Origin of the sequence: Kitasatospora sp. NPDC001261, assembly GCF_042896795.1 — a bacterium.
Classification (GTDB): domain Bacteria; phylum Actinomycetota; class Actinomycetes; order Streptomycetales; family Streptomycetaceae; genus Kitasatospora.
In genome coordinates this window covers 21584-35999 of record NZ_JBIAXP010000051.1, presented here as the reverse complement: position 1 = coordinate 35999, position 14416 = coordinate 21584, and the positions used below count along the sequence as shown (strand labels likewise).

Sequence of the window (14416 nt, the reverse complement as noted above, 5' to 3'; positions counted from 1 at the left end):
TTCCCTCGTACTTCGTGACTCGACATCTCGAAGCATGGGGAACGGCCGCGTCGCATGCTCCCCGATCCCGGAGATCTCAGCAGGTCGAGTGACCCGCGAGGTTAAACAACAAGCTCAGTGGTGTACGGCATCGGATCGTCCAGGGTCAGCGGCGGCGGCGTGCGGCGGCGGGCGCGGGCCGGGCGGCGGACGGGGCGTCGGGCGCGGCCGGCCGACTGAGCGGTGCCGGGCGGGCGGTGAGGTGGGGCAGGTGATGGGCGGGGATGTCGCAGCGTCGCCGTTCCACGGGGGCGGGTGAGCTGAAGAGGAGGGTGGCGCGGACGAGGGGGTAGAAGGGCACCCCGGTGGTGAAGTCCGCACGCCAGGAGGGGTTCCGCAGGTTGCCTGCGAGCATGCTCCAGGCCGGTGGGGTCCGGCCGGCGGCTTCGGTGTCGGGGGGTTGGTGGCCGACGCGGTGCCGGTAGACGGCGGTCAGGTCGGGTGCGACCTGGTCGTGGAAGCCCGGGGGGCTCTGGTCAGGCCGCCAGCCGCGGTCGGTGAGGACGGAGGCGGGGGTGCGGGGAAGGTGGTGAGGGCCGCCGCGCAGGTAGTCACGGTGGGCGCTGCGCAGGCCGTGGACGAGCACGGTCGTGAAGGCGGCGGTGATCTCGGCGGGCGTGCCGGGAGCGAACGACGCGCGCCACAGCGGGGCGGAGCCGGGTGAGGGGTAGCCGTGGACGGTCCAGGCGCAAGGGTGGTCGGCAGACGGTGCGCCGGTGATGACGGCGGTTCGGCAGGGGCTGGTAAAGCGGATTGCGCCGTCGAGTGTGCGGGTTCGGGACCAGCCAAGGGCGGCGTCGAGCGCGTCGGTGATGAGCCGTTGGTCACCGGGGCCGGCGAGACGAAGCGGGTGGACGAGCAAGAGGGAGGCGGAGAGCACTGGGAGGGTCCTGAACGTGGTGGGGAGCGGGCCCGCGCGCCGCCGGCGGCGGGGACGGGTGCGGCGGTGTGCGGACGCGGGGAGCTGGAGAGGGGGAGAGGTTCTGGGCCGGCTGTTCACGGCGGTCACCGCCCGCGGGAGGGGTGGGAGGCCGCCGTCACCGCTGCGGGGACGCGCGGCTGCGGGGCCGGGGCATGGCTGAAGAGACTGGCGGGGGCGGGGCTTCGCCGCAGCGCCGCCGCGGTCCGCACGGTGTCCGCTCCGGTGACTAGGGTTCGGGTGGCGGCCGGCACCCGCCCGGCCGGGGCGGCCGAGTGCCGGTTGTCCCACTGCTGCACGGCGGCGTACACGGGGGCGAGGGCGCGCCCGGCGTCGGTCAGGATGTAGGGGGCGCCGTGCCGGGAGCCGGTGCGGGCGACCAGGCCGTCGGCCTGCATGCGGTTGAGCCGGGTGGCGATGAGCTGCTCGGAGACCCCGATGCGCTCCCCGAGTTGGACCACCCGCATGCTCCCGTGTTCCGAGAGCAGCCGGACCACCTCGGTGGTGTCCACCAGGTGCAGGCGGCGCAGGGCGTCCTCGATCCGGTCGGCCCGGCCCTGAGGTGCGTGGTCATGGTGTTCGGAGGACCACTGGGTGACCGCGCGGTAGAGCGGGCCGAGCGTCCGCGCGCCGGCGCTGAGCCTGTACGGCGCCCAGCGGTCGAAGGTGGCGTCGCGGTCCACCAGCCCGGCGTCCGCCATGGCGGAGAGGCGCCGGCTGACGTACGGCTGGTTGACGGCAGGATGGTGGTGGGCGATGTCGCGCACGCGCATCTCCGGGCCGTACTTGGCGATCGTGTGGACGAAGTGCGTGGTCCACTTCGGGGCCAGCTGGCGCAGGACGCTCTCCACGCGTGCCGCGTCGGAGGTGGTCATGGTGGTGGTCGACTGGGCGGGCATGGTCGGGGGACTCCTGGTCAGCGCGTGCGGGCGGAGGACGAGGTCCTCGCCGGGGAAGCGGCAAGCGGTGCGGGGGTGGCGGGATTGGCAGCGGTGGGGGCCACGCCGCGATAGAGGGCGGCGGCCTCGCCCTGGCGGGCGGCGTGGGCGGCTTCCGGCGCCTTCCGGTCCGCCGGGGGCGAGAGCATGTGCCCCACCTGGGCGGCGTCCGTTGCGGTACAGGCCTCGATCAGGCCGGCGGCGACCAGCGGCTCGACGGTCTCGGCCTCGACCGGCGCCCCAAGGCCGTTGCCGTGGATGACCTCCTTGCCGCCGAGCACGTTCTCGCGCATCCACAGATCCCCGAGCTGCACGTCGCGCAACGCCCTGCGTGCGGTGTCGTGTTCGTCGTCCCAGAGGGCCGGACCGGCGTGGGACTGCCGGGGGCTGGGCTGCTGCCGGGACTGCGCGTCGGTCGTCGCCGTCCGGTCGGCACCGGTGCATCGGGCGTAGGAGGTCAGCGAGGCGGCGAACTGGGTGAAGGCCGCTTCCCGCCGGGCGGCGAGCAGGTCGATCCGCAGGCCGGACTCCCGGAGGATGCCGTCGTGTGTGGACTGCCCGGCGTACTGTCCGCGCGCGACCGGCGACAGCGTCTCGACGGCCGTCTTCGCGGCGGCGGCCAGCTCGCGGTGGACGCCGTCGACGGCGGTGGCGGACGCGGCGAGGTACCAGGCGAGGCTGGCCTCAGGGCTCTCCTCGGGGTGGCGCCGCAACAGGGTCCAGACGTCGTCCACACCGAGCCGCTCGTAGACGCGGTGCGCGGCGGGCTTCGCCAGTTGGTCGTGCGGGTTCACTCGGTCGTCTCCATCCGGGCGATGAGGGAGCGGACCAGGGTGGGCAGGCTGTCGGGGCCGTTGCCGCCCAGGCGCACGAAGCTGACCGACTCCTTGAGGAGCTCGTGGGCGTCCTCGGTCAGGGCGCCGACGATCTCCATGCACGCTTCGGTGAAGTCCGACGCAGCGCCCTCGGCCCGGCCCAGGACCTGGAGGTAGAGGCCGGGCGGGAGCGCGGCTTCGGCCGCCAGGGTGGTGACCGTCTCCCGGTCGCTCGGGGTGTAGCCGGACAGGTCGAAGCCCTCCAGCTCCCCGGGGACGGTGGGCGCGGCACCGGGGCGCGGTGGAAGACCGGCCATGGTGGCCAGGGTGTCGACGGTCTGCGTCAGTTCGGAGAGCGACTCGGTGAGCCAGCCCAGGGCGGAGGCGTAGGAGGCCAGGGTGAACAGGGTGGCCGGGGCGGTCGGCAGCTCCTCGTCGAGCAGGTCCTCCATGCGGTCCGCGAGGGCCGTGAGCACCTCGGGCCCGGCGGCGAGCGGGCCGAGGACGGGGTGGAGGTAGGAGCGGGAGAGCGGCGTTGAGTGCTGGGTGGTGACGATGCCGGAGACGGCTTCGGCGGCCTCGACGAGCCAGGTGGCGAGTTCGGCGTGGGCGGGGACGGTGGCCATCATCGGGCCTTTCGGGAAGCGGGGGTGGGGGAGTAGCCGGGAGAGGCCGTGCTGTAGGCGGCGCCGGGGGCAGCCGCCGGTGCCGGGCGCGTGGAGCGGGCGCGGGCGGCGCGCACCCGGGCCTCCTCGGCGGGGCTGAGGCCCGCGGGGAGGTTGACCCCGGTGCGGCCCAGGCGGCTCTGGGCGGAGCGGTAGACCGCGTAGTCCAGCCGCGGGCCGGCGGCGACGAGGTGGACCTCGCGTGTGTGCTTCGAGGCCGGCGGGGCGTCGCGGAACTGCACGACCAGGCGGTGGCTGGCCCACTGGTCGCCGACGCCGAGGTAGATCTTGTGGCAGCCCTCCAGCCGGCCGTCGAGGCGCTTGGCGACGCGCTCGCCGTGTACGAGGTCCTGCAGGTGCAGCAGCGCCTGGTCGCGGACGGCGTCGGGGAGTTGGCGCAGGTCGGCGATGGCGTCGGGGTGGGCGGAGAAGCCGAACTTCGCGCGGGTCACAGCGACCGCCCCCGATCGGGCCGCGCGGCGGCTGCGGGCGCGGCGGCCAGAACGTCGGCGGCGGTGACGGCGGCCGGGGCGGTGGTGCTGCGGGCGAGGGCGGCGCGGGTACGCAGGGCCGCCGCATCGAGGCGGTACTCCGGCGCGTCGGGCAGCGGAGTGGAGCGCTGCTCCAGCCAGCTCTCGGCGGCGGCGAGGTTGGCGAACGCCCCCTCGCGCACCGTGTAGGTGTACTGGTCGGGCTGGAGGGTTTCCAGGAACAGCCGGACGGGCAGCTCCTTGTCCTGGCGGTCGACGACGATGCTCCAGCCCTCGACGTCGGACCCGTCGATGACCTGGTAGTCGACGACCGCAAGGCTCTCGCCCGAGCGTCGGATGCGGTCCTCGACCTGGACGGTCAGCTCGTCGGCGGGCTTCGGGACGTCGATGGTCGGAGTGAGCGCGTCCGGAGGGCAGCCGCGGTTGACGAGCCAGTTCTGCGCGAACGCGAAGGTGGCGTGCTCGGACCTGTGCATGCTGAAGGTCGCCTGGCTGCTGTCGCGCACGAGATCGAAGGAGGCGATGTTGGGCATGTTGGGGTAGCCCCAGGTGGCCGAGGCATCGAAGGCGACGATGAAACTGCGGTCGCCCACATCGTGCTGGGAGATCGTCTTGAAGTCGCTGACCCAAGTGGACTCGTACAGTTCGGCGGTGTGCTCGTCGGCGGGTTCGAGGTCGTCGAGCCGGAAGTCGGTGTCCTTCATGCGGCGAGTCCCAGCTGGTCGGGGGTCGACAGGACGCGGTGGGCCGGCCGGGAGGGGCTCGTGGTGCACGCGGCGAACGGACCGTCCGGGGAGCGGAGTTGAGCGATGGCGTGGTCGAGGTGGTCGCGATGCCACGTCGAAGGGCCGCCCTGGCCGGCCTCGGCGGCGGTCAGCTGCTGCCAGGCCAGCCACAGCGCGTGGAGGCGGGCGACGGCTTCGGGGTGCTCGGGCCACCTCGCGCACCACGGGCGGGTGGAGCCGATCTCCCGGCCGTAGACGGGCAGCAGGATGTGGGTGACCCAGAACGAGAGCTCGGCCAGCTCGGCGGCGTACTGGGCGCCGCCCATCGCGAGGATGAACAGCGGCGGAGCGGCCTCGGGCGCGTCCTCGCTGCCGAGGTCCGGCTCGATGGAGCCGGACCCCGTCTCGTCGTCGGGTTCGGAGCCGAGACGGTCAAGGATCACGCCGTGCTGGCGGACCTCGGCCATGGTGCGGTTCAGGGCGCTGACGAGGTCGTCGAGGTCCTCGTCGGGGATGCGGATCGGCTCGGACTCGGAGGCGCCCGGCAGCGGATCGGACTCGGACATGGCACATCCAGGAGGTTCGGACGGACGGGGAGGTCGGGGTCGGAAGGTCTTCTTCGGGTCACGGCAGGGCTCCGGTGATGCGGTCGTTGAGGGAGATGGTCCGCAGGAACGGCGGCTTGGTCCGGCCGCCGATCGGTGCTAGGCGCAGGCCAGTTGCATGCCACGGCCCTGTACGAGGCGCAGGCCGAGGACGACGGCGTCGGCAAGGGTGTCGGTGAGCGGGTGGCCGGTGGCGGCGAGCTTGGCGGGGTGGTGCAGCCCGCCGGTGTGCAGCACCGCGTGGGCGCCGTTGGCGTGGGCAGCGTCGGCATCGTCGACGGCGTCGCCGACCAGCAGAACCCGGTGCGGCTGCTCGGCGAGGCCGAGGGCTTCGAGGTGGGCGGTGAGCGGTGCGGCCTTGGTGCCGCCGGAGGGCCCGGTGCGGCCGTCGATCCGGATGAAGAAGTGGCCGATGTCGGCCTGTTCGACCTCGCGCACGAGGGTGTCGTGCGGGCACAGCGACAGGAGGGACTGGGTGTGGCCGGCCTCACGCAGGGCAGTCATCAACTCGGCGGCACCCTCGCGCACGCGCACCGGCTGGGCGCGCAGGTGGGCGAGGAAGGCGGTGTCGCTGGAGATCCACTCCTGCTCGGTGATCTCGCGGCCGAGCAGGCGGGCGTAGAAGCGGGGGATCGGCACGGTGTGCTTGGCGCGGTAGGTCTCCCGGTCGACCGGGGCGCCGCCGAGGGCGGGCAGGGTCGCGTTCAACGCGAAGACGTGGTCGTCGAGGTCGTCCTTGACCGTTCCGTTCCAGTCCCAGACCACGTGCATGCGGGTGGCGGGAGTTGCGGCGAAGAGGGTGGTGTTCACGGCGGTGTCCTTCGAGGTGAGCGCGGAGGTCAGGAGGAGAGGCGGTCGTTGAAGCGGCGCAGCAGCCACAGCGCGAAGGCGGCCCCGGCGAGCGGGACGGCGGCGACGAGCAGCGGGCCGGCCGTGTCCGCGAGGGAGGCCAGGGCGGTGCCGGCGGCCTGGCCGACGCCGATGCAGGCGATCAGCCAGGCGAACGCCTCGGTCGCTTCCCCCTCGGGGGCGAGGCGGTCGACGGTGAGGAACGCGGCGGTCAGCAGCGGCGCGAGGAAGGTGCCGGGCAGCACGGCGCCCAGGACGGCGACGGCGGGCGCGGGGTCGGGCAGCAGCGGCAGCCAGCTGGCCGCGAAGCCGATCGAGGCTGCGACCAGGTGCTTGGCGGGGGCGCCGGGCCAGGCGTGGCGGCCGTAGGCGAGGCCGCCGAGCATGCTGCCGATGGACAGCGCGGCCGGCATCACCCCGGCCAGCCACCCGGCGTGGTGGCGCTCGGCGGCGGACAGCGCCAGGACGTTGACCGCGCCGAGCGCGACGCCGGTGCCGATCAGCGCGGCGAACAGCACCCGAAGACCCGGCACGCGCAGCGGACCCGTCCAGTGCACGACCTCGGTGAACTCCGCCGGCGTCCAGGCGCGGGAGGGGCGGGCGGTGACGACCAGGCCGGTGCCGAGCAGGCCGAGCGCCGCGGTCGCCACCAGCGCGGTGGTCGCTCCGGCGCCGGCCGCGAAGCCGGTGGCCAGTAGTGGACCCGCGATGAAGACCGTGCCCTGGGTGCTGCTGTCCAGCGAGAGCGCGGTGCGCTGGTGCCCGGCGTCGGGCAGCAGCACCGGCCACAGCGCCCGAAGACCTGCCTCCAGCGGCGGCGTCGCCAGCCCCGCCACCAGCACGGTGAGTGCGGCGAGCACCGGGTGGCGCATCGGACCGGTGCACGGCAGCAGCAGGAACGCCGTGCTCGCCGTGGCCGTGGCGGCGACGAGGACCTTGGTCTGGCCGTGGCGGTCGACCAGGCGTCCAAGCAGCGGCTGCCCGAGCGCGGAGGCGAGGCCGTACAGGGCACCGAGGGCCCCGGCCAGGGCGAGCGGGCCGTGCTCGGCGCGCACCAGCAGTAGGATCGCGATCGGTGCCATGCCGGTGGGCAGGCGGCCGATCAGGGTGCCGCCCAGCAGGCGGGCGACGTACGGCGAACCCAGGACAGCGCGGTATCCGCTGTCCTGGGCAGGGCCGCAGGCGATGGTGGTGCTCAAGGAGAAGGTCCTTCGGTCGTACGGCCGGCGGCGCGCGGGCGCGCCGGACCGGGGCATGCGCAGGCATGACAGCCCCCTCGGCTCGGTGCGGCTGCGGAGAGAAGAGTCCGCGGAATCCGGGATTTAGTACGGCCGGGAAGAAGAGGTAGAAGCCCCTCACCAGGCACGGCAGTGCAGACAAGGAGGGAAGGGTGGTCCATCAACTCCATTTCCTGGAGGGCCTGTTGGGGGAAACAGGCTCCCGACCAGCGGGCCGCGGCCAGCGACCGGGGGCGTTGGCGTCACCGCCGGCTCCGCACGGCGAGAGCGGCAGGTGCGGTCGGCGCTGGTGCCGGGCCGCCCAGGTCCGCCGGAGCAGGCGGGACGGTGGTGGCCGACCGGCCCAGCGCGGCTTGCCGGCGAAGGTCGTCGGACGGGGCCGAGAGGTGCCGGGCGGTCTGGGCCAGGGTCCGGGCGCCGTGGCGGAGTTCGTCGCGGGCGGTTTCGACGGCGTACTCGATCACCCGGACCGCGTCCTTGCGGGCCTCCCGGGTCCAGGGGAGACGACGGGCTTCGGCGGTTTCGCCGAGGAAGCCAAGCTGCCGCGCGACCTGGCCGAGAGCGGCGGAGGCTTCGCCGAGACTGCCGACGGCTTCGGCGTACACCGAAGCGGCGCGGATCGTATCGCCGTGTGCGGGCTGCTTGGCGGCCCAGGCGGAGAACTCGTCCCCCAGTTCCCGGATGAACGTGCCGAGCGCAGCTATCCGCTGGCCGACCTGCACGGCGTCCGGCACGTCGGCGGGTCCGGTGATGGAAGGCAGCAGTGCTTCCTGCTGCAGCAGGGCGCTTGCCCGGGTGCGGAGGGCGAGCGGTTCGTCGATGGGTGCGTTCACGGGTGGTTCCTGGAGGCGGTGTTGGGGGCGGTTCAGCGCGAGCGCACAAGGGACAGGGACACGGGCGCGGCCACGGCGGCAGCCCGCGTGAACGGCGCGGACCCGGGGAGGGCGCCGGTCGAGCGGGCCCGGGCGGCTTCGACCCGAGTCTGCTGTGCATCGATGATCGAGACCGTCGTCCGGATGGACCGCCGGGCCTCCGCCAGCTCGCTGTGAGCGGTCGTGACCGCTTCCTCGATGACCTGGCCGGAGGTCGCCAGGGCCTGGTCGACGTCGCGTCGGCCGCGCAGAGGACCGAGGTGGGAGACGGTCGCGAGCTGGTCGGTGGCCGCCCCTAGATGAGTGAGTCCGATTGCTGGGCTGGCCGCGACCATGACGAAGGGTGCCCGTTGGTTGGTTTGTGAAGACGAACCTGGACACCCTTCTGACGGCACTGTACGTGTTCATCGACGATCACGTGGCCCCTCGTCACCGGATCGGGCGACCTCCGAGGCTCTCGGATGCGGAACTGCTGTGCCTGGCCGTGGCGCAGGTGCTGCTCGGCTTCCCCTCGGTGAGGCACTGGCACCGCTTCGCGAGCGGTCGTCTGCGGCACCTGTTCCCGTACCTGCCGGGGCAGTCCGGCTACAACAAGCGTCTGAACGCGGCCGGCCCGCTCATCCCGCAGGTCGTCGGGGCACTGGCCCGGCAAGTGCCGACCTGGCACGACGACCTGCGGCTGATCGACTCCACACCGCTGCCCTGCGCGGCATCCCGTGAGACGGTCAAGCGCTCGGCCCTGGCCGGCACCGCCGGGTACGGCTACTGCGCCAGTCACTCCCGCTTCTTCTGGGGCCTGCGGCTCTACCTGTTGACCACGGCCGAGGGCATGCCGGTCAGCTGGTGCCTGGCCAACCCGAAACTCGGCGAGCGCGAGGTCATGGAGGCCATGCTCGGCCGTGACCGGCACCTCGTGCGCCAGGGGCAGGTGATCCTCGGCGACAAGGGCTTCGCCGGAGCCGCGTTCGAGGCCTTCGTCACTGACGGGCTCGGCGCGCACCTGGTCCGGCCCGACCGCAAGGGCGAGCCTGCCCGATTCGGCAGGCTCGCCCGCGTCCGCCAATGGATCGAGGCGGTCATCGACACTCTCAAGGGCCAGCTCAGCCTCGAACAGCACGGCGCACGAACCGAGGCCGGCGTCTTCGCCCGCACCGGTCAGCGCCTACTCGCCCTCGCCGCCGCGATCTGGCACAACTGGAACACCGGCGCCGCGATCAAGCGCTCACTCATCGCCTATGACCACTGAGGACATCGGACTCATTCATCTAGGGCGGAGACGGTCTGGCCTATCCGGTCGGCGACCTTGCCGTAGGTCCAGGCCGTGCGCAGAACGTGCTCGGGGACGGGCTCCACGGCCACCCGCGCTTCGATGGCCTGACCGATCTCGGCGATCAGGTGGCCGAGTTCGGTGATCTGCCGACCGACGGAGGAAGCTTCGGCGAGCCGGGCCGGCGGGCTGGTCACGGCGGGCAGCTTCGCCTCCTGTGCTTCGACGCGAAGGGCTAGGGACTGCAGGGCGAGGGATTCGCTGACGGGGGTGTTCACGAGGAGCTCCGGTGGGGGCGGGTGGGGACAGTGGGGGCAGTGACCACGCACGGGATTCGGGCGGAGGCGGCACCGGGCATCGTGCGGCCGGCGGCTCGGGCGGGGCTGCGGGCGAGCGCGGCGCTGACGCGGGCGGTCTGGTCGGCGCGCGGCCGCGGTTGCGAGTCCGGCGGGGAGGTGGCCGTGCGCCAGCGCTCCCGCACCTGATCGACCGGGCCGAGCGCATGCAGCGACTGGCCGATGAGCTGACCGGGGGCGAGCCGGTCGCCGTCGGCCTGAGCGGCGATCTGCCGGGCTGCGACGGCCGCGGTGCGGTTGAGGGAGCCGCGCAGGAGCTGCTCGCCGAGCCACTCGGCCGAGCCGGCCGCGCCGTTGCCGAGCACGGCGGAGAGGCGTTCGCCGGTGAGGGTGCCGTCGGCGAGCAGGCCCCGCCGCTGCACTTCCCACAGCGCGGTGACCGGGTCGATCGGCTCCCCCCGGTGGTGGAGCGCCCCGAGGCAGCGGTAGAGGTGGCCATGGCCCCGGTCGGCGAAGTCGCCGGGCCGCAGCCAGCCGAACACCTCGCCGATCGCCCCGTCCTGGTGGACGAGCAGCGCGAGCAGGAACCGCTCGTCCTCGATCTGGCCCGCCGCAGGTGCGGCAGCGACGACGGCCGGCGGCACGGCAGGGCCCTGCGGCCTCGGCGGGGTTCCCCAACGCCGGGCGAGGTCGACCAGGACGCCCACCAGGACGTCGGATTGGGCGACCGTGCCGTTGGCCTCGTGCTGCCGGGCGCCCTCCTCAGCGACCGCGAGCAGGCGGGCGGCATGCTCGGCGACGGTGCGGTGGATGGAGCCTTCGAGCACCATCCGGCCGTAGACCGGCGCGTTGGCCGGGCGCGGACAGGCCGCGATCAGGGCATGCAGGTAGGAGGCGGTGAGACCTTGGACGTGCCGACCGGCTTCGGCGAGGCTGTCGTTCAACCAGGCCAGCGGCACGGCACCCTCGGCGGCGAGCGCGGGGTGCCCGGCACCACCGAGGGTGCGCAGAGCGCCGAACAGGGCTTGGTGGGCCGGGCGGTAGAAGTCGCGCGGCTCCAGCCAGCCCAGGCGATCGAGCTGGCGCGGATCGAGCAGCACCGCGCCGAGCACGGCCTGCTCCCCCGTGAGCAGCGGGTCCATCACGCTGCCCCGTCGCCCTCGGCCCGCAGATGGGCGACCTCGCGGTCGGCGGCGGCCCTGGCAGCGGCGAACCGGTCCAGCTCACCCGTGAACACCGGGTCGGAGGCGAGAAGGGAACCGGCCCCGGTAACCAGCCACCAGTGGCCCCCGCGCCAGAACACCGGCGCCCCAGACAGCGGAGCCGATACGCGCGGGCGCTTGACGGCGTTCGGATCGGACATGCAGAACTCCCGGAGAGCAAGGGGAATTGAGGCGAGGTGGGGAAGGACGTGCGGCGCCGACTGGGGGCGCTGTCGACCGGCGCCGTCGGGCGGGGTGCTCAGGCAGAGAGGGTGAAGTCGTCGCGGCTGTGGGCGGCCTTGGCGAGCGCGCGCTCGGTGATGGCCTTGGTGGCGCGGGAGGAAGCCGGGCCGAACTCCTTGGCCGAGCGCTCCTTGTACCAGGGCTTGAGGTCGAGCATCGCAACCCGCATGCCGGTCGCGAAGAGCAGGATCTTGCCCTTGGGGAGCGCGCGGATCTCGTCGGGCGGCAGGATGCGCTCGGTGCGCATCGACACCGAAGTCGACTTGCCGCTGTTGGAGTTGGAGACGGAGACGGTCTGCACATCGTGCTCGCCGATCTGCCGCGACAGCTTGTCCGCGAAGTCAGCGTCGTCGATGCCGCTGCCGATGACCTTGACGGTGGCCGCGGACCAGAGGGCATCCATGCCGGCCTCGCCCCAGCAGCGCTGGCCCTGCCGGTAACTCTGGAGGATGGTGATCGGGATGACGCCTCGGCTGCCGAGGTGGGAATAGAGGTCCGGGAGGTCAGAAATTTTGCAGACGTTCGCGGCCTCATCTAACACGCACAGCGCGGGCGGGTCGAGCCGGCCGCCGTTGCGTTCGGCGACGATGACAGCGGCGCGCATCACCGCGTCGGCCGCCGCCGCGATGATCGCGCTGGCGGAGCCGCCGCCGTCCTTACTGAGCAGGAACAGCGTGTCGCGGGAGGAGGCGAAGTCGAACGGCTTGAACTCCGGTACGCCCTTGGTGGGGGTGACCCAGGCGGCGATCTCCGGGTCCAGCAGGCAGCTGGCGTACTGCCGCGCCGTCTCAAAAATCCCATCCCTGGTCTCGGTGGCCCCGGTGACGGTGCCCTGGAGCTGGGCGGCGACCGCGTGGTGGCCGGCGTCGCCGAGCAGGTCGACGGGGGTGCGGTCGGAAGGCGAGGCGAGCCAGGCCAGCACGTCGGTGATCGGGCGGCGGTGGCTCGCGGCAGCCAGGAACAGGGCCCCCAGCGTGTTGCTCGCGGCAGTGGACCAGAAGTCGGAGCCGCTGGACTCGTCCACGCTCGCCGTGACGAAGTGCCCGGCCAAGCGCTTGGCGCCGGCGAGGTCGCGGGCGTCGGCGAGAATGTCCCACCACATCTCGCGTGGGTGGTGCGCGATCTGCTGCGGGTCGAGCGTCCAGACCTTGCCGACCTTCGCCCGGGCGTCCACGCACGCCGTGTAGGCGTCGTTGGCGGCTTTGTTCGAGGTCAACAGCACGGGCCCGGGCGCGGCGAGGATCGCGGGGATCGCGATGCCGCTCGTCTTGCCGGAGCGCGGCGCCATGATCGCGACCATCACGTCCTCCCAGCTCGCGCGGACCTCGGCCTTGCCCGGGGAGAGCGTGCCGATGGGGATACCGCGGTCGGCCGGCGCGACCTCCTTCTCGTCCTTCAGGCTCGGGCGCAGGCTGCGGGCCTTGTCCGTGACTTCCTCGTCCAGCAGTGGTGCGATGTCCGCTGCCCGGGCCAGACCACTCTTCGTCCCGGCGCGGTGGCGGAGCCATAGGGCGAGCACGGTGACGGTGGAGGCGAGGGTGAGCACGCCGGGGACGAGGCGGGCGCCGACCAGGAGGGCGGCGGGGCCGAGGTGGGGCCACAGCCGGTCGGGGTGCAGCAGGGCGTTGGTGGCGTTGAACGATGCCCAGGGGCCGGAGCCGGCCAGGGCGTTGGTGAGGTTGCCGGTCAGCCAGGCGAGGGAGCCGAAGGCGAGGGCAGCGCCGAGGACACCGAACAGGAGGTAGAGCAGCGCGTCCGTGCCGGTGGTGGTCGACGGTGTGCTTGTGCGAGGGGCAGGCAAGAGGAGGTCCAGGGAGGTACGAGCGGGCGGTGGGCGGGGCGCGCTCGGCTCTGGTGCGGATCACGGTGCTCTCCACGGGGCTTGGCTGGCGGAACGATTCAGCGGGCTCGGGCGGCGGGTCGGGCCGATGTAGCTGATGCAGGCGGCAGCCGGGTGGGGGCGGCTGCGGTGGACATGCCGGGGGTGGTGCTGCGGGCGAGGGCTGCGCGGGTTCGCAGGTCGTCGGTGCCCCTGCCGTCGGTGGCGCCCGGCGCGCGGGATCCGGCGCGCCGGACCTCGTCGACGGCCCCGTCCAGTTCGGCCTGGACCTCGACGAGTTGGTCGGACGAGGACCCGAATCGGTCGGAGAGTTCGACCTGGTCGGGGTCGAGATCGGTGATCTGTTCGGAGGCGGTCTCGAAGGCCTCCTGGAGGCGCACGAGCATCCCGTCGTCCGGGTCGAGGAGTCGGTCGAGCACGCCGGCGAGCTCGGCGAAGTCGGTGCTGCCGCGCAGCTCATCGCTGAGATCGAGGATCTGCTGGCCGACGGTGGCGAGCGGCTGGACGTCGAGCCGGGGGTCGAGGTCGACCTTGTAGCGGGCGGCGCGCAGCATCTCGGCGGCATGGGTGGCGCAGGCGGCCGCTTCGGGGCGGGGCGTCGTGGTGGGCAGCCGGTGGCGGCGGCCGTGCCAGTCGTCGATCTGCTTGAACCCGGCGTGGCGGAGCAGGGCAGCCGAGAGGTCGTCGCTGGTACCGGTGGCGACGACGCTGCCGCTGGGCCCGGCGTCGATGGTGATGGCGGGCATCCGGTGGTCCTTGGAAGTGGTGACGGTACGGGTGAGGTAGCCGAGTTCGGCGGCGATGCGGGTGCACTTGGCCTGCACGTGGAAGGGGTCCCGGTAGGTGCTGTGGATGTATCCGTCCTCGCGTACGACAGTGGCGACGACGTGCACCGACCGGTCGTCGTTGCGGATCGCGGCCCACCGGCAGCCGTTCGGGTCGCCGGTGGGGGCGAGCCCGGTCGCGGTGACCAGGCGCCGGGAGACGTCGGCCCACTGGGCGTCGCTCAGGTCCGGCTGTAGGGGGTCGGAGCGCACCGAGCACATCCACACCGGGAGTTCGGGCGCCCGGGAGCCGATCCGCAGGGCCGGGGCGTCCAGCACGCCGCCGCCGAGGACCTCCTGCGGATCGCCGAACAGCGGCAGTTGCTTGTCGGCACCGCGGTAGTCGGCACCGATCAGCCTGGGACGCAGCTGGCCGCGGAGGTCGTCCAGGCCGTACAGGGTGGGGATCAGCGCGGCCGTGGTGGCGGCACGTTGCAGGTGGACGATCACGGCGTCCCCTCTCGGACGGGCAGCGGAGCCCGGCGGGCTGGCAGAGAGAGAATCCGCGGATTCGGCGGTTTGGCCAGGACGGAGATCGGGTGTAGACGTCGGGCGGCCGGGCCCCGAGGGAGCCGCACGGGCGTCAGG

General features: G+C 73.1%; 16 protein-coding genes. 1 reads left to right on the top strand and 15 read right to left on the bottom strand.

Annotated features, from left to right (window positions below):
• Positions 1-145 precede the first annotated feature (145 nt).
• The 10 genes from ACFY4B_RS41590 to ACFY4B_RS41545 form a co-directional block, all read right to left on the bottom strand.
• The gene (locus tag ACFY4B_RS41590) at positions 146-919 is read right to left on the bottom strand and encodes a DUF317 domain-containing protein (protein ID WP_387976803.1); all 774 of its coding nucleotides are present in this window, start codon (positions 917-919) and stop codon (positions 146-148) included.
• Between the two features lie 125 nt (positions 920-1044).
• Positions 1045-1857, bottom strand: coding sequence for a winged helix-turn-helix transcriptional regulator (locus ACFY4B_RS41585; RefSeq protein WP_387976800.1), 813 nt, complete (start codon positions 1855-1857; stop codon positions 1045-1047).
• A gap of 17 nt (positions 1858-1874) precedes the next feature.
• Positions 1875-2690: a hypothetical protein gene (locus ACFY4B_RS41580; RefSeq protein ID WP_387976797.1), complete on the bottom strand. Its 816-nt coding sequence runs from the start codon at positions 2688-2690 to the stop codon at positions 1875-1877.
• Entirely contained in the window at positions 2687-3340 is a 654-nt protein-coding gene (locus ACFY4B_RS41575; protein ID WP_387976794.1) for a hypothetical protein, read from the bottom strand. Before ACFY4B_RS41575 ends, ACFY4B_RS41580 begins: the two co-directional genes overlap by 4 nt.
• On the bottom strand, positions 3337-3828 hold the full coding sequence (locus ACFY4B_RS41570) for a hypothetical protein (protein WP_387976791.1): 492 nt from the start codon (positions 3826-3828) through the stop codon (positions 3337-3339). Before ACFY4B_RS41570 ends, ACFY4B_RS41575 begins: the two co-directional genes overlap by 4 nt.
• A complete protein-coding gene (locus tag ACFY4B_RS41565; protein ID WP_387976788.1) occupies positions 3825-4571 on the bottom strand; it encodes a glycosyl hydrolase in 747 nt (248 codons plus the stop codon). The genes ACFY4B_RS41570 and ACFY4B_RS41565 overlap by 4 nt, the downstream gene beginning before the upstream one ends.
• Positions 4568-5158: a DUF4913 domain-containing protein gene (locus ACFY4B_RS41560; RefSeq protein ID WP_387976785.1), complete on the bottom strand. Its 591-nt coding sequence runs from the start codon at positions 5156-5158 to the stop codon at positions 4568-4570. Before ACFY4B_RS41560 ends, ACFY4B_RS41565 begins: the two co-directional genes overlap by 4 nt.
• Positions 5159-5296: 138 nt before the next feature.
• Positions 5297-6007 carry an HAD family hydrolase gene (locus ACFY4B_RS41555; protein WP_387976782.1) on the bottom strand — a complete coding sequence of 237 codons (711 nt, stop codon included), beginning with the start codon at positions 6005-6007 and terminating at the stop codon, positions 5297-5299.
• A gap of 29 nt (positions 6008-6036) precedes the next feature.
• The gene (locus ACFY4B_RS41550; RefSeq protein ID WP_387976779.1) at positions 6037-7245 is read right to left on the bottom strand and encodes an MFS transporter; all 1209 of its coding nucleotides are present in this window, start codon (positions 7243-7245) and stop codon (positions 6037-6039) included.
• Between the two features lie 281 nt (positions 7246-7526).
• Positions 7527-8117, bottom strand: a complete 591-nt coding sequence (locus ACFY4B_RS41545) for a hypothetical protein (protein WP_387976776.1) — start codon at positions 8115-8117, stop codon at positions 7527-7529.
• 400 nt (positions 8118-8517) lie between these two features.
• Here ACFY4B_RS41545 and ACFY4B_RS41540 point away from each other — a divergent pair, with 400 nt between their 5' ends.
• Positions 8518-9402 (top strand): IS982 family transposase, encoded by an 885-nt coding sequence (locus ACFY4B_RS41540; RefSeq protein WP_387976773.1) that lies wholly within the window; start codon positions 8518-8520, stop codon positions 9400-9402.
• 11 nt (positions 9403-9413) lie between these two features.
• On the opposite strand, the gene ACFY4B_RS41535 is transcribed toward ACFY4B_RS41540, so the two are convergent.
• The 5 genes from ACFY4B_RS41535 to ACFY4B_RS41515 form a co-directional block, all read right to left on the bottom strand.
• The gene (locus tag ACFY4B_RS41535; RefSeq protein WP_387976770.1) at positions 9414-9701 is read right to left on the bottom strand and encodes a hypothetical protein; all 288 of its coding nucleotides are present in this window, start codon (positions 9699-9701) and stop codon (positions 9414-9416) included.
• The gene (locus ACFY4B_RS41530; protein ID WP_387976767.1) at positions 9698-10861 is read right to left on the bottom strand and encodes a DnaB-like helicase N-terminal domain-containing protein; all 1164 of its coding nucleotides are present in this window, start codon (positions 10859-10861) and stop codon (positions 9698-9700) included. Before ACFY4B_RS41530 ends, ACFY4B_RS41535 begins: the two co-directional genes overlap by 4 nt.
• Complete coding sequence (locus tag ACFY4B_RS41525) at positions 10861-11082, bottom strand: hypothetical protein (protein WP_387976764.1); 222 nt, start codon at positions 11080-11082, stop codon at positions 10861-10863. Before ACFY4B_RS41525 ends, ACFY4B_RS41530 begins: the two co-directional genes overlap by 1 nt.
• Before the next feature lie 98 nt (positions 11083-11180).
• Positions 11181-12965 carry a type IV secretory system conjugative DNA transfer family protein gene (locus ACFY4B_RS41520; RefSeq protein ID WP_387976762.1) on the bottom strand — a complete coding sequence of 595 codons (1785 nt, stop codon included), beginning with the start codon at positions 12963-12965 and terminating at the stop codon, positions 11181-11183.
• A gap of 98 nt (positions 12966-13063) precedes the next feature.
• Complete coding sequence (locus tag ACFY4B_RS41515) at positions 13064-14278, bottom strand: hypothetical protein (RefSeq protein ID WP_387976759.1); 1215 nt, start codon at positions 14276-14278, stop codon at positions 13064-13066.
• Positions 14279-14416 lie beyond the last annotated feature (138 nt).